This is a genomic window from Agaribacterium sp. ZY112 (genome assembly GCF_041346925.1).
Taxonomy (GTDB): Bacteria; Pseudomonadota; Gammaproteobacteria; order Pseudomonadales; family Cellvibrionaceae; genus Agaribacterium.
Window position 1 is genome coordinate 2449266 of sequence record NZ_CP166840.1, and the last position, 18169, is coordinate 2467434.

The 18169-nt window shown below is 45.0% G+C and carries 15 protein-coding genes and 1 tRNA gene; 9 read left to right on the forward strand and 7 right to left on the reverse strand.

Going from position 1 to position 18169, the window contains the following annotated elements; all coding sequences use genetic code 11:
* Positions 1 to 85 precede the first annotated feature (85 nt).
* Positions 86 to 1309, reverse strand: coding sequence for a TonB family protein (locus AB1S55_RS10650; RefSeq protein ID WP_370978094.1), 1224 nt, complete (start codon positions 1307 to 1309; stop codon positions 86 to 88).
* 325 nt (positions 1310 to 1634) lie between these two features.
* Here AB1S55_RS10650 and AB1S55_RS10655 point away from each other — a divergent pair, with 325 nt between their 5' ends.
* The 8 genes from AB1S55_RS10655 to AB1S55_RS10690 all read left to right on the forward strand — a co-directional run bounded on the left by AB1S55_RS10655 (position 1635) and on the right by AB1S55_RS10690 (position 11198).
* Positions 1635 to 2774, forward strand: a complete 1140-nt coding sequence (locus tag AB1S55_RS10655; protein ID WP_370978095.1) for an efflux RND transporter periplasmic adaptor subunit — start codon at positions 1635 to 1637, stop codon at positions 2772 to 2774.
* On the forward strand, positions 2771 to 5977 hold the full coding sequence (locus AB1S55_RS10660; protein ID WP_370978097.1) for an efflux RND transporter permease subunit: 3207 nt from the start codon (positions 2771 to 2773) through the stop codon (positions 5975 to 5977). Before AB1S55_RS10655 ends, AB1S55_RS10660 begins: the two co-directional genes overlap by 4 nt.
* Complete coding sequence (locus AB1S55_RS10665) at positions 5974 to 6393, forward strand: hypothetical protein (protein WP_370978098.1); 420 nt, start codon at positions 5974 to 5976, stop codon at positions 6391 to 6393. Before AB1S55_RS10660 ends, AB1S55_RS10665 begins: the two co-directional genes overlap by 4 nt.
* A gap of 56 nt (positions 6394 to 6449) precedes the next feature.
* The gene (locus tag AB1S55_RS10670; protein ID WP_370978099.1) at positions 6450 to 7127 is read left to right on the forward strand and encodes a flagellar brake protein; all 678 of its coding nucleotides are present in this window, start codon (positions 6450 to 6452) and stop codon (positions 7125 to 7127) included.
* Positions 7108 to 7770, forward strand: a complete 663-nt coding sequence (locus AB1S55_RS10675) for a hypothetical protein (RefSeq protein ID WP_370978101.1) — start codon at positions 7108 to 7110, stop codon at positions 7768 to 7770. The genes AB1S55_RS10670 and AB1S55_RS10675 overlap by 20 nt, the downstream gene beginning before the upstream one ends.
* A 248-nt stretch (positions 7771 to 8018) precedes the next feature.
* Positions 8019 to 9314 carry an ergothioneine biosynthesis protein EgtB gene (egtB, locus tag AB1S55_RS10680; protein ID WP_370978102.1) on the forward strand — a complete coding sequence of 432 codons (1296 nt, stop codon included), beginning with the start codon at positions 8019 to 8021 and terminating at the stop codon, positions 9312 to 9314.
* Positions 9315 to 9343: 29 nt separating this feature from the next.
* Entirely contained in the window at positions 9344 to 10333 is a 990-nt protein-coding gene (gene egtD, locus AB1S55_RS10685) for an L-histidine N(alpha)-methyltransferase (protein WP_370978104.1), read from the forward strand.
* Positions 10334 to 10394: 61 nt separating this feature from the next.
* Positions 10395 to 11198: a PhzF family phenazine biosynthesis protein gene (locus AB1S55_RS10690; RefSeq protein WP_370978105.1), complete on the forward strand. Its 804-nt coding sequence runs from the start codon at positions 10395 to 10397 to the stop codon at positions 11196 to 11198.
* Positions 11199 to 11257: 59 nt separating this feature from the next.
* Here the strand turns inward: AB1S55_RS10690 and AB1S55_RS10695 are convergent, their stop codons facing one another.
* The gene (locus AB1S55_RS10695) at positions 11258 to 11719 is read right to left on the reverse strand and encodes a methylglyoxal synthase (protein WP_370978107.1); all 462 of its coding nucleotides are present in this window, start codon (positions 11717 to 11719) and stop codon (positions 11258 to 11260) included.
* Between the two features lie 213 nt (positions 11720 to 11932).
* Here AB1S55_RS10695 and AB1S55_RS10700 point away from each other — a divergent pair.
* Positions 11933 to 12009 (forward strand) — tRNA-Arg (locus AB1S55_RS10700).
* 93 nt (positions 12010 to 12102) lie between these two features.
* On the opposite strand, the gene AB1S55_RS10705 is transcribed toward AB1S55_RS10700, so the two are convergent.
* The 5 genes from AB1S55_RS10705 to nifL form a co-directional block, all read right to left on the reverse strand.
* On the reverse strand, positions 12103 to 12693 hold the full coding sequence (locus AB1S55_RS10705) for a nitrogen fixation protein NifQ (protein ID WP_370978108.1): 591 nt from the start codon (positions 12691 to 12693) through the stop codon (positions 12103 to 12105).
* Positions 12694 to 12700: 7 nt separating this feature from the next.
* On the reverse strand, positions 12701 to 12970 hold the full coding sequence (locus AB1S55_RS10710) for a 4Fe-4S dicluster domain-containing protein (protein WP_370978109.1): 270 nt from the start codon (positions 12968 to 12970) through the stop codon (positions 12701 to 12703).
* A 19-nt stretch (positions 12971 to 12989) separates the two neighbouring features.
* The gene (nifB, locus tag AB1S55_RS10715; protein ID WP_370978110.1) at positions 12990 to 14429 is read right to left on the reverse strand and encodes a nitrogenase cofactor biosynthesis protein NifB; all 1440 of its coding nucleotides are present in this window, start codon (positions 14427 to 14429) and stop codon (positions 12990 to 12992) included.
* A 191-nt stretch (positions 14430 to 14620) separates the two neighbouring features.
* Positions 14621 to 16204, reverse strand: coding sequence for a nif-specific transcriptional activator NifA (nifA, locus tag AB1S55_RS10720; RefSeq protein ID WP_370978111.1), 1584 nt, complete (start codon positions 16202 to 16204; stop codon positions 14621 to 14623).
* Complete coding sequence (gene nifL / locus AB1S55_RS10725; RefSeq protein WP_370978113.1) at positions 16201 to 17910, reverse strand: nitrogen fixation negative regulator NifL; 1710 nt, start codon at positions 17908 to 17910, stop codon at positions 16201 to 16203. The genes nifA and nifL overlap by 4 nt, the downstream gene beginning before the upstream one ends.
* Positions 17911 to 18169: the final 259 nt, after the last annotated feature.

Genomic DNA, 18169 nt, shown 5'->3' on the forward strand with positions numbered 1-18169 from the left:
CAAAGGCTTAAGTGGGCAGACATAAAAAAAGCTGGGTGTTTAATCCCAGCTTTTTTTATGTCGACTGATAATCAGTCCGTTTGTGCTATTCAACTAAGCGGAATACAACTGGCATGCTAAATGTGAATTTGTCGCCTAGTACATCATTGGGCACGCTTGGATATGGGCTCGAGGCACTGACTGCTCTAACCGCTTCTTTAGTTAAGTTTGGATATGGAGGTTCTTCGATGATATCGATAATCTCAACCTTACCGGATCTGGTGATGGTGATACTAAGGCGTACGATGCCTTCTTCATTTTTTTCCATCGCAGACTGTGGGTAGCGCAATTGTTTATAAGTCCATTTTTTTAGCTTAGCAATATAAAGTTGTTGCGATAGAAGCGACTCAGCAGTGAACTCCTCTTCATCTTCTTCGATCACATCTTCTAAATCATAAAGCTCTGATAGTGCCGCAAGAACACTCGACTGTTTACTGGCCTTGGGTGATGGCTTAGGTGAAGGCACCACTTTAACTACTTTTTTGGGGCTTGGCTTAGGGCTTGCTTTTTTAGGTTTAGGCTTTGGTTTAGGCGTTTGCGCAGCAACAGTAGGGGCTTTAATAACAGGGGGCTTTTTAACTGTCGCTGCGACTGGCGCACTTACTGCGGCGGCAGCGGCAGCAGTCTTACCTTTGCTTTGATCAATAGCGGCAGCAACGGCTTGGACTCTGTCATCACTGGGGGTAATTGAATTAAATGCCGTTAACTTATCTTCAGGTACTTTACCTGCTAATAATAGGTCTTTACGGAATTGTGATGAGAGAGGAACGCCACCTATCCATACCCGTAATAGCAGATCAAAAAAAGCAGCGTCATTAATAGTGCCTAGTTTAGAGCTGTTTACAGAGATACTGACTTTGTCGTAATCACGCTGAATAGAAACAATGTCACCACGTACGAGGGTCACTTTGAGCATATTGCTGAACTTGGCCATGTTAGCGCTTTGTTTCTCTAGCTCAGAAGCGGAAGCGTTGATAGCCATGCCTTGAATCCACATACGCTTAAAACGGCGAGATGAAAGTCGATCAGCAAGGACGCGTACTTGTACTTCTTTTGGCTCTTGAGCTGTAAGAATTGCGCGAGCATCAGTCGATGGGCTTGTAACCAATAAAGCTCCAATAAAGGCTTCTTGGCCGAGCTCTGAATGACTAGCGATACCATTAATAATGGTTGATGCTTGCAGTAATGGGCTTAGAAGCAGGGCTATGGCAATAACGGGTAGCAATAAAGCGTGACGCAATGTCTTAGCTGGCTTTTGGGCATGGTGCATAAAGAGGTGCTCTTCTCTGTTGTTATCTTTCGTGGAAGTCTTTCATTTCAATGGCTTTTACTATGAATAGGTATTCAATTAACAGTAATTCCACGACAGCCGTAAATTAGCATGATATTCCTTTGGATATAAGGGGGCTTGGTAAGAACTTTACTAAATCTTCGTCTAAACGCAGTGACGGTTTTGTTCCTAGTATAGCCATTTCTCGCTGTCTTATTTAGATGACTAAAGCTAGAGCTTGAGGTCTAAATGTCGTTACAATGCATGCATCGTAAACCACTTGATACTGGTTTTAGTTGATCGATATTACTGATATGGATGAGATATGAACTCAAATTTACGCTTAGCTGCCGTGCTGGCAGCTTTAGTTGCGGTATGGATGCTTACAGGTTTCTTTAAAGCATCTAAAGAGGAAGAGAAACAAGAGCAGTCAGAAGAACAAGATTTATTTGAAGTTCAAGTTGCTGATAGCCAAGCTCAAGCGTTTCGCCGGCCCGTCTACTTAAGAGCTCGAAGTGAAGCCGAGCGGCGTGTAGCAGTTGCTGCTGAAGTTGATGGTCGAATACAAGCGACACCGCAAAAAGAGGGGCAGTGGGTTGAGCAGGGTGCGGTCTTGTGTAGTTTGGCAAGTGAAGATCGGCAATTGCGCTTAGAGCAAGCTCAAGCGCAGTTAAGCAAGGCGCAGTTAGATTACGATGCGGCCTCCAAGCTTAAGAGCAGTGGTTATCAAAGCCGTTCTCAAATTGCCGCAGCAAAAGCGAACCTTGCTGTGGCCGAAGCTGAATTAAAGCGTAACCAAAATGTACTTGATCACTTACAAGTTCGAGCGCCTTTTGCTGGAGTGCTTGAAAAACGCCATAAAGAAGTGGGTGACTTCATTCAGCGTGGCTCACCTTGCGCTACCGTGCTTGAGCTAGACCCTCTTGTTGTGAGTGGCCACTTAAGTGAACGTGATATTCGTTCTTTATCTTTAGGTGATAGTGCCCAGGTGCGTTTTATTGATGGCGAAGAACGCACAGGTCGTGTGCGTTATTTAGCAAGTTCTGCCGATGAGTTGACTCGCAGCTACCGAGTTGAAGTTGAAGTTGAGAATAAAGATCACAGCTTAGTCAGTGGATTAGCTGCCGATGTCAGTATTCATGCCGCTGAACTGCCAGCCCATTTAATTAGCCCTGCCTTATTAACGTTAATGGATAAGGGGGTGATTGGTGTTCGCAGCTTAGACGCAAATAACAAAGTGCAAATACATGAGGTTCAGTTACTCGCTGATGATAAAGAAGGTGTCTGGATCAGCGGTTTACCAGAGCAAGTTACATTGATTGTGGTAGGACAAGAGTATGTGAGCATAGGTCAGCAGGTACTTCCCGTAGAGCAACGCTCTAAAAAAGCCGTTGAGGTCGAGCTCGAACAACCTAATAAAGCATCTGAGCCAGAGCTTGAGTCTGAACAGGGTACTCAGTCATGAGTATCCTGACAAACGCGATCTCTCGCTCTCGCGCCACATTGAGCTTGATGTTACTTATTTTGATTGCGGGTTTTGCTTCGCGAATGAATATGGTCATTGAGGCTTTTCCGAACCCCACTGTGCCTGTGGTCATGGTGATGCTTATGCAAGATGGCGTATCCCCCGAAGATGGTGCGCGCTTATTAGTTCGGCCGGTTGAAAAAGAATTACGTACGATTGAGGGGGTTAAGGAAATTCGTGCGACCTCACGAGAAACAGTCTCTTATGTGGTCATTGAGTTTGAAGCTAATCAAGATGTAAAAAAAGCAGTGACCGATGTTAGGGCCGCGGTTGATAGAGCTAAGTCGGAACTCCCTTCCGGTGCTGAAGAGCCCCAAGTTAATGAAATTGCTGCGGACGATACCCCCACCATTGTTTTAGCTGTTTCTGGCGCGGTGCAAGAGCGAAGCATCTTTCAAACCTCACAGTTACTAAAGCGTGAAATCGAAGCCATGCCTTCGGTGCTGGAGGTTGATATGCGCGGACACAGTGATGAGATGATTGAGATCATTGTTGAGCCTGCCAAGCTTGAGTATTACGGCATTACCAGCAGTGAGCTATATCAAGCGATTCAAGCTAATAATCTATTAGTGCCTGCAGGGCAGATGGATACCGGCAAGGGGCGCTTTGCGATTAAAGTGCCTAGCCTCATTGAAACTCGCGAAGATGTTTATCGCCTTCCTATTCGTTCAAGTAAAGATGCCACCGTAACCTTGGGCGATGTTGCATCGGTGCGGCGAACCTTTAAAGATGCTTGGCAATTTTCTGCGATTAATGGCGAGCGCGCGGTTACTTTAAATGTTAAAAAACGTGTGGATGCTAATGACATTGAAGTGACCAAAGCCGTTAGAGCATTAGTTGCTGAACTTAAACCGCAGATTCCTCAGGGCATCAAGCTCGATTTTATGCTTGATCAGAGTGATTTCTCGATAGGCATGATCAACGAAATGCAGGGTAATATTCTAACGGCTATGGCTCTGGTGATGATTATTGTTATTGCGGCCTTGGGCTTTCGCTCCGGTTTATTGGTGGGAGCGGGGGTGCCGTTTTCCTTGTTGTTCTCGACCATTATTCTTTTGCAGCTTGGCTATTCGTTTAACTTTATGGTGCTATTTGGCATGTTGCTGGCGCTAGGTATGTTGATTGATGGCGCCATTGTGATTACCGAATTTGCAGATAGAAAAATGGCTGAAGGCCTTTCGAGCCGCGATGCCTATATATTGTCGGTTAAGCGCATGTTGTGGCCGGTAACAGCTTCTACCTCTACCACTCTTGCCGCCTTCTTACCTATTATGTTTTGGCCCGGTGTTGCTGGTGAATTTATGCGTTATTTACCGGTCACTGTATTTGCCGTATTACTGGGCTCTTTGTTATACGCCTTGTTTTTTGCTCCTATTGTTGGTGCTTTATTAGGTCGTAATAAAATGTCTGCTCAGACGCAAGCCTATCTCACGTGCATAGAAAATGATGCACCTGAAACTCTGCCGGGGGTTACGGGTATTTATGCTCGCTTTTTGTCATCGGTCATTCACCATCCATTGAGCTTCTTTTTTGCGGCTTGTTTGATTCTAGTTGGTATTTTTTCTGCCTACGCCAAGTTCAGTCCTGGGGTTGAGTTCTTTGTTAAAACCGAGGTCATTCAAGGTACGGTTGCTGTTCGAGCACAAGGCAACTTATCCGTTGATGAGGCGCGTGACATTTTTTCCGAGGTGGAAGAAAAAGTACTCGAGGTGCCTGGGGTGAAAGTGTTGTACTCGGTAGTAAGCCCTGGTTCACCTGTGCAATTTAGCCCAAGAGCGCCAGAGAAAGACCAAATTGGTGCAATGATGGTTGAGACCTATAAACCTGAGGAGCTAGGTTACAGTACCTTTAAAGTTTACGATGAAATAAAAGAAGCCACTAAAGGTATTGCCGGTGTTTATGTCAGTAGTGCGCCTTTAGAAGGAGGGCCACCGGTCGGTAAACCTATTCAAATACAGCTTACTGGTTTAGATCGTTCTTTATTATTAGCAACCGCCCGTCAGTTGCGTTCAGATTTGGAAGACGCTATTCCGGGTTTAAACGATGTAACAGACTCAACCCCTTTGCCTGGTATCGAGTGGGGCATAGAGGTGAATAAAGAAAAAGCAGCACAAGTAGGTGTCGATGTTATCGAGGTGGGTAATGCCATACAGATGTTAACTACGGGTGTAAAAATAGGTGAATATCGCCCCTCGGATGCCGATGACGAAATAGACATTCGTGTGCGCTTCCCCGAAAAGGAGCGCGGTATTACTGCAATCGATAGCTTGAAAGTAAATACTGTTAACGGGCCAACGGCCATAGCCGGTTTTGTTGAGCGTGTCGCTTTACCTCGAGTTGATAAAGTTGAGCGTATTGATGGACGTGAATTTGCGTTGGTTATGGCCGATGTAGACTCAGGTTTGGTAGCTGATAATGTGCTTAAAGAAGTGCAGACGTGGATGGAGCAGCATCCGCTCCCTAAAGGTGTGGAGCTTAGTTATCGCGGTGCTAATGAAGAGCAAGAAAAATCATTTTCATTTTTAACCACCGCATTTTTACTTGCTTTGTTTTTAATGTTTATCTTATTGGTTGCTCAGTTTAATAGCTTTTATCAGGCGGCATTAACTCTTTCTTCGGTTGTACTTTCTACAGCGGGTGTGTTTTTGGGCTTAATGCTTACCCAAAGCACTTTTAGTGTGATTATGACTGGGGTCGGTATTGTTGCCTTGGCCGGTATTGTGGTAAATAACAATATTGTTTTAATTGATACCTTTAATTATATTCGCCAGACTGATGATAAAACCTCGATAAAAGATGCTGCAATACTGGCGGCTACTCAGCGTTTACGCCCTGTCTTTTTAACCACTGTCACAACTATTTTAGGCTTATTGCCTTTGGCGACGGGTTTAAGTGTCGACTTGGTGAACCGTGAGTTTAATATGGGCGGTATCGTTGGTTCGTATTGGACTGCTTTAGCGAGTGCTATTGTCTATGGGTTGGTGTTTTCAACCGTACTAACTTTGGCCGTGACACCGACCATGTTGGTCTTGCCTAGTGTAATTAAAGCCGCTTTCCATCGTTATATTTATGTGCCTGCTAAACATTATTTAGTTAGCTTTTCGATGTTTAAGCGACGTGTTAATAAGGAGGCTGAGCAATGAGGATCTTAAGTGGACTGTGGTTGGTGCTTTGGTCTTTGCCAACCTTGCTGTTGTCTGTACTGTTGGTGCTTGCTTTACCTATGGCGGTGTTTGCGCTTCTAGGCTTGCAAGCTTTGGTGTTGATAATAGCGGCACTAGGTGCTTTATGTGCGTTGGTTTTGTGGCTGGTTTGCTTACTTGGTTGGTTGCGTGGTTGGTACCTCAGTTGGGTGGTGGCGATGATGGGCGCGTATCTGTCTGTTTTTGTACTTGGCTTAGTATTAGCTGCGGCCGTGTTTAACCTACCATTTGATGCTAGCGGAGCCCTTAGTCTTGTTGCGCTCTTTGTTTTGTTGAATCTTGGCTTACGTGTGCAGGTAAAACTTCAATCTCAAGATATGAGAGATGCTTACGCCGTCGAGCAACATATCTCTTAAGTCTCGGCTATGCTTATAGGAATACTGCCTATTCCTATAAGCCATATCTTTAAGCCATGACGACTGAATCCTCTCCTTGTTTTAACGACCTTAATATTAAGCTTGGTCAGGTTGTGCAAATCCATCCTGACCCTGCTCAGCCTCAAGCTCGCTGTGATTGTTTATTAGTAGGTAGCTTGCCCGGTGAGAGTATTTTAATAACTGCAGCGCCGGGTGCTGAAGATTTTCCTCATCTAGAAGTCGGTCAGCAAGTGGTTATACGAGTGATGTCGGCCAATGGTGTGGCCTTGTTTCAAACGTGTGTTCTATTTATATCCGATATGCCGGTGTTTATGGTGTATCTCGATTTCCCTCAAGCTGTGCAGTTTCGTATGGTTCGCAGCGCCTCTCGAGTTGAAGTTGCTTTACCTGTGCTGGTTTATAGCCTTAGTTGTCCAGCTCAAAGTGGGGTTGCTGGAAAAATTGCAGATATTAGTTTAGGCGGTGCCGGCTTAGAGCTCTACGAAGATGTAGGGGAGGCTGGTGATCTCTTAGAGTTAAAAGGTAAATTTGACGTTGGCGGTATACGCCGTACAGTTAAATTAAAAGCTGAGATTAAAAATAAAAAAGCTCGTGCCAGCGGTAATACCAGCTATGGCATTGCCTTTAGTGAATCTGATGAGGAAAAGCTCTTGGTTTTATTTGGTTTTATTTTTAACTCCATGGCTTTTGGTGATGTACAGAGCGTGTCTTAAGACTTTTGCCGGCCTATTGGTTTTATTAGTGGCATATAGCCCTTGGCTTAGTGCTTTGGATGAAGACCGCCTGTGGTTGCCTACAAATTATGAGCGTTTGTATTTAGACCTTAAAGCCTCAGCGGAGGCCGCTGAGCGAGTACCTCGTTGTAAAACAGTTATTCGTGGCACTTTGGATTTAGAGCAGAGCGAAAAAAATAAGCCTATTTTTCGTATTCAGTGCCGCCAAGAAAACGGCCGAACCTATAACGAGCTTGTTGATGGTACAAGCTACCAAACATTAACAACACCTTACGAAGAAGAAAAAGAGCTCACAGAAGAAGAGAAACAGGCTTTAGCTGCGGAGCAAGAGCGCTTAAGGCTTTTGGCCATTGCTGAAGAAAAAGAGGCTATGCACGCTTCGTGTATGCGCTTGTTTAAAGAAAGAACGGCCTTATTTGATGCATTAGTTCTTGTTGATGAGGGGCGTGAGCCTGAGCAGTATGAGTCGGGCACTGCTTTGTTTCGTTTCCAATTTGATGCGGTGGATGTGTATAAACAAGCACTAAAATACAGTGCATTGTGTCAGATTGAGGAAGGACTGGCGACTAAGCTTGTGGTTCGCAAGCGCAGGGCTCAAGATAAAAACCAAGCTAAGCCATAACAAGCAGCTATTTACAGCTATAAATAGCTGCATTAGAAACTGAGTAGATCTAGCTAAAACCTTATTGTATTTCTAGGTTTTGTACTGTTATTTGCCTGTTTTAGCTTCTTGTGTTTTTATCCTTTCATGTTTTTGTGATATCAGTTGTATCTTCATTAACTCAGCACTGAAAGTTTATACATTTGTTCTAAACTCAAGTGATAGGTGAGTGCTTAGAGGGCCTTCACTGAAAATAAAATGGATTCTTTATGCAAACACCTACGTATGGAGCTATGGCGGACCTGTTTGATCAGTATCAGCAGCTTCGATCGTATACTCAAGGGCTATGTGAACGTTTAAGTGCTGAAGATATGCAAGTGCAAAGCATGCCTGATGCCAGCCCTGCTAAATGGCACCTAGCCCATACAACGTGGTTTTTTGAGACCTTTATTCTTAAAAAATACCTAGCTAACTACCAAGTATTTAACCCTCACTTTGCCCATCTTTTTAATTCTTATTATGAGAGTGCAGGTACTCGCCACGCGAGACCTAAGCGGGGTTTATTGACTCGCCCTAGTATTGAACAGGTTTTCGCCTATCGCGCTTATGTTGACGAGCAAATGTTCAGTTGTTTACAGCAAGCGGAAGCGAATACCTGTGATATTGCAGAGGTAGAAATGTTGCTGCAAACAGGCTTGCACCACGAGATGCAGCATCAAGAATTATTGTTAACAGATATTTTGCATCTATTTAGTTGTAATCCCATGCAAGAGGCGATTTTTGCCAGTGCCCAGCTAGAATTGCAGGCGCAAGCGCCCGATTTAGGTTTTATTGATGTGCCTGCCGGAATGCATCGAGTGGGTTATAGCGGTCAGGCTTTTGCGTATGACAATGAAGGCCCGGCTCATGATGTATATCTAGGCAGCCATCGGCTTGCTAATCGTTTAGTCACCAATGCCCAATGGCTTGAGTTTATGGAAGACGGCGCTTACCAAGAGCCTCTACTGTGGCTGAGCGATGGCTGGGCCACCGTACAAAAGTTCGGTTGGCAAACTCCCGAATATTGGCAGAAACAAGATTCAATATGGTTTCAATATGGTTTGGATGGTTTAAAGGCGATTGATCCAAATGCACCGGTTTGTCATATAAGTTTTTATGAAGCCGATGCTTTTGCACGTTGGTCAGGCAAGCGTATGCCTCATGAGCATGAACTTGAGTGCGCAAGCCTCAGGGCTATAGAGCAAGGCATAGAGCCCCATACAGGTAATATATTGCAGTGTGAATACTGGCGTCCACAAGCAGCTCAGGCGGGCGCTCAAGGTATACAGCAGTTGTGGGGAGACGTATGGGAGTGGACTCAAAGCAGTTATCACGCCTATCCGCATTATAAAGCGGAGCAGGGGGCTTTGGGGGAGTACAACGGCAAGTTTATGAGTAATCAGTATGTGCTTAAAGGTGGTTCATGTGTCACCCCTCAAGCGCAACTTCGGGCAAGTTATCGCAACTTCTTTTATCCTCATCATCGATGGCAGTTTACAGGGCTTCGTTTAGCTGAGGACGCATAAATTCTTAGAGCATAAGAGCAGGAGGCACTATGGGGCTAGCAGTAGAAAAACTCAATGTGGAAGCAGAAAAGCATAGATCGAAATGTGAACAATGTCAGAGTCTAGATCCTGAGTTTTTACAGGATGTATGGCAGGGTTTGTCGGAAAATAAAAAGCGCTTGTCGCCTAAGTATTTTTACGATGAACGAGGCTCTCAATTTTTTGATGATATTTGCGCTTTAGCTGAGTACTACCCTTATCGTACCGAGTTAACAATGTTGCCTGAGGTCGCGAAGCAGCTTGTCAGTTTGTTAGATGATGACCTGACCATCGTTGAGTTTGGTGCCGGCTCTCTAATAAAAATTCGTCCGTTGTTAAAAGAGATGAAGCAAGTGCGAAGTTTTATTCCGGTAGATGTAAGTGGCGAGCATTTATATCAATCTGCTCGTGCCCTAAGGCATGAATTTCCAGATGTAAGAGTCAAACCTCATGTTGCTGATATGTGTGCACCGGGGCAGTTGCCATCAACCAAGCATAAAAAGATGGGATTTTTTCCGGGTTCTACCATCGGTAATTTTGATGCGGTAGATGCTGTACAGTTTCTCAAAAGTGTACGTGAAAGTTTGGGGGCTGAAGCCAAGCTATTAATTGGTGTGGATACCAAAAAGTCTCCCGCTATTTTGCACCGGGCTTATAATGATCAACGTGGTATCACAGCCTCTTTTAACTTAAATGTGCTGCGTCGTTTAAATAACGAACTTGATTCAGATATCGATTTACGCCAATTTGAGCACTATGCGTTTTATAATGCCTCGCAAGGTTGTATAGAGATGCACCTTGTCAGCACCTGCTATCAAGAGTTTAGTGTTGCAGGGCGCTCATTCTCAATGCATGCTGGTGAGAGCATCCATACAGAAAATTCCTATAAATACACGCCCGAGCAATTTCAGCACTTAGCTGCGCAAGCCGGTTGGCAAATTCAAGAGAAGTGGTTAGCCGATGGAGATATGTTTAGTATCTTTCTCTTAAGTGCAGATTAAGTGTAAGCAGCGAACACTATGCAAAGGCCTTAGCTAGCGACAAGCTAGGACAGAGAACACATTGAAAGATATAGAGTACCAATTACTAAGCGCTTTCTCAGGTGTGGGCTGCAAAGGCAGCCCTCATCGAGTCATCATTAACTCTGGAGCCATCGACGAGGCACAGTACCTAGATTACAGCAGCGAAGTTAGTCCAGATATCGTTGTTGTTATTCCCGAAGAGCAAATCAACAGCACTGACATCAGCCCACGTATTTTTCACCATGGCCAAGAAGTTCTTTTTTGTGGCTCTGGGGCGATGGCCTGTGCTTGGATGCTTTATTCCAGGCTTGAGCAGCAAGAGCCGTTGCAAAATAATCCTAAGTTTAAGATTCATCTGCCCAATAAAGATCTAAGTGTGCTTAAGACGGCTAAAGGTTTGAGTATGGAGGTGAATGCCGCATTACAGGCTAAACGTGTGCGTATTGGCCCGTGGGAGGCGATCTTGCGCCACCAGGTACTCGACAGTGTTGAGGTTGCTGCTCATTACGTTATTGTTGAAATTGAAAGTGCGGCAGAGCTTCGTTATCTCAGACCCAATTTAAAGCAGCTATGTCGCTACACGAATAAAGCCTTAATCGTGACGGCCTTAGGGCGAGCGGATTATCGTGAAGACTATTGTATGCGCTATTTTGCTCCTCAGTTTGGCAACGATGAAGATAGCGCGACGGCGTCAGCAAATAGTTATTTGATGAAGTATTGGCAATTAAAGCTCAATAAAAACCGCTTACAAGGACGCCAGCTCAGCAATTTAGGAGCATTATTCTCGGGTACCGTACGTGGTTCTCACGTGAGTTTGAGTGGCAAATTTGTTGCTCGAACTTAGACTGCTGGGGTACAAATATTTGAAGCTAGGCCAGTCGCACTAGCTTCAAATCACCGGGCTTAGTCTGCTGTACGTTCTTTGATATAAAGATCGTAATCTGGAATGTGGCGCTCATAGGTGGAAGAGATAAGCGGCGATGTGATGACAAAGTCCGCTGATGCTGGATTACAAGCTACGGGGATATTCCATGCGGCTGCAAGGCGTAACAAGGCCTTGACATCAGGGTCGTGAGGCATGGGTTCAAACGGGTCCCAGAAAAAGATTAGAACATCAATATCGCCTTCAGAAATTTTTGCGCCAATTTGCTGGTCACCACCGAGTGGGCCGCTAATGTACTTATGTACCTTGAGGCCCAGTGCTTTTTCCAGAGCATAACCTGTGGTACCTGTAGCATATAGCGCGTGGGTACTAAGCTCTTCGCGATTCTTTGTGGCCCACTCGTTAAGTACAGGTTTCATATTGTCATGAGCAACTAAGGCAATATTTTTGTTCTTGTGTAGGGGGGCAAGTTTGGTTTTCAAGCGCAACTCCTTGTTGGTCTTGTTTTCGGCGTATTGATCGCTATTTGATCAGCGCTCTAATGCATTGATTTTACTACATATTAGGCCGCTGCATGGGGATTGCTAGCGCTTTTTAGCGCAAATGAAAAAAACTTAAAATAAGTGTTGACTCTAAAGTGCTCTATACCTATTATACGCGCCCTCTGACGAGGTCAGCACATGTCGGAGAGTAACGCACTCGTAGCTCAGCTGGATAGAGTACTCGGCTACGAACCGAGCGGTCGAAGGTTCGAATCCTTCCGAGTGCGCCATATATAAAAAGGCCCAAGCGAAAGCTTGGGCCTTTTTTGTTTGTGCAATGAAAATCTTATGCTTGAATTTTTTTGAGCCGTCTTGATTGCCCCTTATAGCTCTTCAGCAAAACACTCGTTATAACTTGTACAGCTTTCGCAGCTGGGTGAACGGCATACATAGTGGCCGCCTTGTTCACAGAGCTGTTTATAAAAGAACTTTTTCCAACGCATGTTCTTGTTGTTTTTAGTCGCGAGACTGTGAAAGTTATTGAGTAGTAGTAGTTTTAAGTCGCTACGGCTTTGTAAGCCTAGGGCTCGCCATAAATGGGCACTGCCTAAGCTGGCTAAGCTTATAATCTGAGCCAGCCACAGCTCCACTTCATGCTCACCGTTACGGGCGCTTATAAGTAACTGGTTTAGGTCTTGTGCTTCTTGCTTTCTAAGCTCTTTGAGTTCGAGTAATAAGTCGTCGTTTTTTTTAAGCGCAGGTGGTGCGTGCTTGTAGTTTAAATGGCAAAAATTTAAGAGTTGCAGCTTTTGCTCTTTCTGTAAGCCTAAGCAGGAGCTTAAGCCAGTTAAGCCCTGAGCTTGAGACTTAATAATGCCTTGTAGCATTCTTATGTTTTCAACTTGGCGTAGCAGTTTGAGCTTATTACTACTGAGCTCACTTGTTCTTTGGTTTAAATTGGCTACTTGGTTCATAAGTCTGTTAATCCTGCTCCATGACCATAGCCAGCTTTTCTGGATAGATACCTGTCAGTGAGCCCGGAGGGTTAAACGCAATGCCAAAGCTATCGAGAATAGCCATCTCAACAGGGCAGACACTGGCACATTGAGGGTCGGCATAATCACCCACACATTCGGTGCATTTATCAGCCCTGACCATCATTTGCTGGTCGCCTTCATAGATGGCCTGGCTTGGGCACACATCTAAACAGCCCCAACAACTGACACACGCGTCTACAATTTTTACTGCCATAAACCGAACTCCTGCTTTATTAAGCGAGTTGATGGGTAGGCTCTGCCTGAACGGCGTCTTCTAGCTGCCTACTCATAGCCATAAGTGCCTCGTCGATCGTGTCCATAGCGAAATCGCTGCTCGGTTTGATACCGGCGGCTTCTAGTTTTTGCCAAGGGCCAAAACCAATTTTTGCGCAGAGAACAGCGGCACAACCTTCAAGGCTTTGTATGGCTTGTTCAAGTAGCTGTTCGCGTTCATCACAGTGCTCTGTGCCCGAGCAATAAGCCTCGATTGAACGCCGGCCTACAAAGTTCACACTCTGTGGGCCAGCGCGATATATTAAAAATTCCTTGGCATGGCCAAAATGTTGATCGACCAAATGAGATCCTTTACTCGCCACTGCAATTAAGGGGGCTGAGCTGGTCAAGCTGGTGTGATTCTGGTTTGCCGTATGGCGCTCCGGCGTGGCCTTGTATGTGGCCTCTGTCGATATGTGTTGTTGCTCTTGTTGTTCGAGCTTGGCTAGGCTGAACTCTGCACCTCTGTCTTCATCTAACATGCCTACGGCATCGGCGCGGCACTGGCGGCAGTGTCGCATTAACTTCATATCCATGCCGCAGGTAGCTTGCGCCTGCTCTAGCTCTGCTGCGGTTGGGCTGGCATGGCCCATAACACCAAAATAGGAACCGTGTTCTTTTTCAGCAATCAGCGGCATTAAATTATGCAAAAAGGCGCCGCGCTTTTTGATTTCTTGACTTAGCTCACCTAGGTGTTGGTCATTAATACCTGGTATTAACACTGTATTTACTTTAACCAATACTCCGCGTTCGCTGAGTAGGCTTAGGCCTTTGAGTTGTTGCGCAATTAATATCTTGGCGGCCTTCTCGCCTCGTATACGGCGATGATTCCAATATATCCACGGATAAATCTTGGCACCTATAGCTGGATCAAGACAATTGATGGTAATTGTCACATGATCGATATTAAATTCACAAAGTTCGTCAATTAGGCTGGGTAGCATCAAGCCATTGGTTGATAAACACAGTTTCAGTTCGGGTTGTTGTTCTGTTAGTAGGCGAAAGGTTTCAAAGGTGCGTTTGGCATTAGCAAGGGCGTCACCGGGCCCAGCAATACCAAGTACACTGAGTTGAGGGATCTCAGCAGCGACGGCCTTCACTTTTTTAAGACCTTGAGCTGGTGTCAGTATTTCCGAGACAACACCTGGCCGGCTCTCATTTGAACAATCGTATTTACGGTTGCAGTAGTTACACTGAATATTACAAGCTGGTGCAACGGCCAAATGCATACGTGCGAACTTTTGGTGAGCTTGCTCGCTATAACAGGGATGATTTTCTATTTTCTTTTGAATGTGCTCGGGAATATCGCTGCTGCTTGTGGCGGAACTTGGGCAGCTTGTTGAAGGGCATTGATCAGCAGGTGGGCTGTCAGAAGAGCGGGCGATAATAGTTAAGTCCATGGCATTCACTTGTTACAACGGTTAATGATATAAGTGATTGCAATCCCTATGCCTTTTAATAAGTTGTTGTTTATATTGAGTTTTTATTGGTTTTATTGGGCTTTTTGTAGCTGAGTTGACAGGCTTTCAGGAAACAATTGTAAGAAGCCTTACACAAGTGAGAACTAGAGCTCCGTTCTCACTTGTGTAGTCTAAATCTTTCTTACATTGATATTTAAGGTTTGAATACGGTAGGCAATTTGTCGTGCAGTCATGCCGAGTAAGCGGGCCGCCTTGGCTTGCACCCAGCCTGCTTGTTCGAGGGCCGCAATCACTTTTTCGCGTTCGTCGAGGTTATCGTCTTCAAGGTCGGTAGGATTTAATTCAAAATCGTTGCGCACAGGTGGTGGAACAACTTGCACACCGCTTAAGGAAATTACGTCGCTATCGACGCAGCCATCTTCGCTCATCACTGCAGCGCGCTCAAGACAGTTTTCTAATTCACGCACATTACCGGGCCAGTGATAGCTCATTAAAATTCGCACTGCGCTGTTGGTTAAACGCAGTTCTCGTTTTTGTTTTTCGGCTACTTTGCCCAATAAGAATTCAGCTAACTGTGGAATATCGGCACGTCGTTCACGCAAAGGCGGAATCTGAATGGGCATCACATTTAGGCGATAGTATAAATCTTCTCGAAATTTGCCTTTTTCAACTTCGGCTTCAAGGTTTTTATTTGTTGCCGCAACGATACGTAAATCCACTTTAATGGTTTGGCTTCCACCAACACGCTCAAATTCGCCTTCTTGTAAAATGCGCAAGAGCTTGGCCTGAAACATGGGCGATATCTCACCGATTTCATCTAAAAATAAAGTGCCACCATCAGCCTGTTCAAAGCGGCCTTTACGCTGTTTAATTGCACCGGTAAAGGCGCCTTTTTCATGGCCAAATAGCTCTGACTCTAATAGTGTTTCAGGCAGGGCGGCACAATTTAAACGCACATAAGCTTGTTTAGCGCGAGGTGAGTTGTAGTGAATTGCGGTGGAAATAAGCTCTTTACCTGTACCCGATTCCCCAAGTACTAATACGGTACTGTCCCATTTGGCAACTCGCCTTACTTGGTCAAAGACACGGCGCATTGACGAGGTACTACCTATGACCAGTTTTTCAAAACCAAATTGACCGCGTACTTCACGGCGTAACTCATCGCGCTCAGAGGCAATCTCCTCACCGAGTTCACGGTTAATTACTAGGCGCACGGTTTGTGAAATCATATGGGCGACTGTTTCCATAAAGCGCAAGCGCTCACTGAGGAAATCGTCTGCAGGTGTACTCGGTTGTGCTGCGAGTACACCAATGGTTTTACCTTCGCTATTTTCAATCGGTACGGCGATAAAGGGCAGTTCGTAGTCGTAGATAGCTAGGCGGTCGAGAAAATTAGGTTCCGAGCTAATACGACCTAATACGATGGGGCGGCCGTGGCTTAAAATTCGGCCGATAATGCCTTCACCGCTTCGGTATTTTACTGTGCCTGGCTTAAGATTGTTGTTCTCGCCGGTATAAATAGCTGTTAATTGCACTGCGCTGTGCTCGGCGTCGGAAATAGAAATGAAACCGTAGTGTAGCTCGGCCACCGTATGCAAAACTTCTAAAACTTCGGCAAAAGTGGTTTCAATATTTTCTGAGTGGCAAACAATCTGGCTAATACGATTTAAGGCCAGCGTTTCTTTTTCTAATAAAGTAATACGAGTGTTGTTGGGGCTGGAGCTTAATACAGAGTGTCTTGTTGTCATCATCATGAGCTTGTCCCGTGACTGCTGGGGCTGGGAGAAGAGGAGTGTGCTGTGCTGTTAGTCGAGGTGGCTTTAGTTGAAGTTGAACCGTGTTCGGTGGCATAACTACTGTTTAGGTGGGGCAGCTCGACTACCATGCAGCAGCCACCGTGGTAACTGGTATCGACACTGACCGTACCGGCTAAATCAAGTACGGTTTCTTGCACCATAGAAAGCCCCATGCCTGTGGCTTTTTTACCGCCGACCTTGGTGCTAAAAAAGGGTTCAAATACTTTGTAGCGTAAGGATTTAGGAATGCCTGCGCCGCTATCGGTAATCTCTACACGGACCACATTATTTTTTGCGATGGTGCGCAGGCTCAATTCACGTTTGTCGAGGTCAGCATCAGCCAGTGAATCGATGGCGTTATCGACGAGCTTACAAAAAGCACTAACAATCTTACCTTCGGGGCCAAGTACTTGAGGTAAATGCAGCTCGGGTTGCCAGTCGACCACAATGCCTGCGCCTAATAGTTTAGCCGTGCTTAATTTAATCACATTGCGAATTACTTCATTTAAATTAAGTTGTGTAGATCTCTGTTGCTGGGCGGCAGGAGTCGAGCTCATTAATGTTTCAAGAGCTGCTTCACCTGCTTTACCGGCTTCTTGTAAGGCTCCTATTAGTGGGTCGCCTTGTTCAAGGTACTCGGCGCGGCGTTCCAGCATACGCATGGCCGCATTAATTAAGTTTACCGGCCCTTGTAAACTGTGCACAGCGCCGTTAAATGCTTCGCGGGTTGCGTGCACGACTTCTTCTTCAGCAACCAAGGCTTTAAGGGCATTTAAACGGGAATCCTCTTGTCGGCGCTTGAGTTCACTGATGTCATTAATGGTCAGTAAGATATGTGTGTCATCATGCTGATTAAAAAAGTTGTGGGCCTCTTCGTTCTCCAAATTCACGGCGGTGCCATCACAGACAAAATAACGAGGAAAATCACCGCCTTCATCTAAACAGATCTCACGGTTGTGAAATTCTAACCCCTGGTTTTTTAGCTGTACAAAGTCATGGCCCAGTATTTTAAACAATAAAGCTTTGGCTTCATCTTGGCTTTTTCTAGGTGCCAGATCCGTCATTAACTGCTGAAACATCGGGTTCATTAACACGATATTGTTATTTGCATCAATCAGAGTGGTGGCGATAGGGGAGCGATTAATTACTGTTGAAACCATTTCACCTAGATTGGTTACGCGCTGCTCAAGTTCATGCAGCTCACTTGAATCACGGTGCATGCCTAGGTAATAAATAGCCTCTTCATTTTTATCAAGCACGGGGGCAACATTCACTTCAGCCAGATAGAGTGAGTCATCTTTGCGTTTATTGACCAATAACCCCGACCAAGGGCGTTTGTTATTTAAGTTTTGCCACAGGGCCTGATAAGCGATACGCGGAGTTGTGTGGTTAGAAAGCATACTTTCATTTTTTCCAATCACTTCATTACTTTCATAACCAGTTACTTTATTAAAGCTACGATTGGCATAGAGGATGTTGGCATTGAGATCGGTAATTGAAATAGCAATCGGGGCGTGTTCAACAGCTTGATAAAAAGCATCGCAATTGAGCAGGGTGCTCTTGCAGGTCTGAGCTTGGGAGCAGGGAGCTGCTTGCTTATCAGTTTCCTGTTTTATGCTTAATAGTCTGTCATCGCTTGGATATTGTTTCTGCATGTTTTTCATAAAAGTACCCGTTGCTGCTTTTAGGTGGAGCTCTAAATCTATCTTTTTTATTTTCAGATTAAATTCTTTATCGATTGGATAAGAGCAATAATTATGCCGACGGATAAGGTCCTTGTCGCTTCTTTGCTTGAAAGCTGACAAAGCTGTTGTTTGTAGCTTTTAATACATAAACAGCCACAAACAAAACCGACGTTTTGTAATCTTTATTACAAGATTTAAATGAGAATAAATGTCAATTAAGTTGTGGTATTTTTAAAAA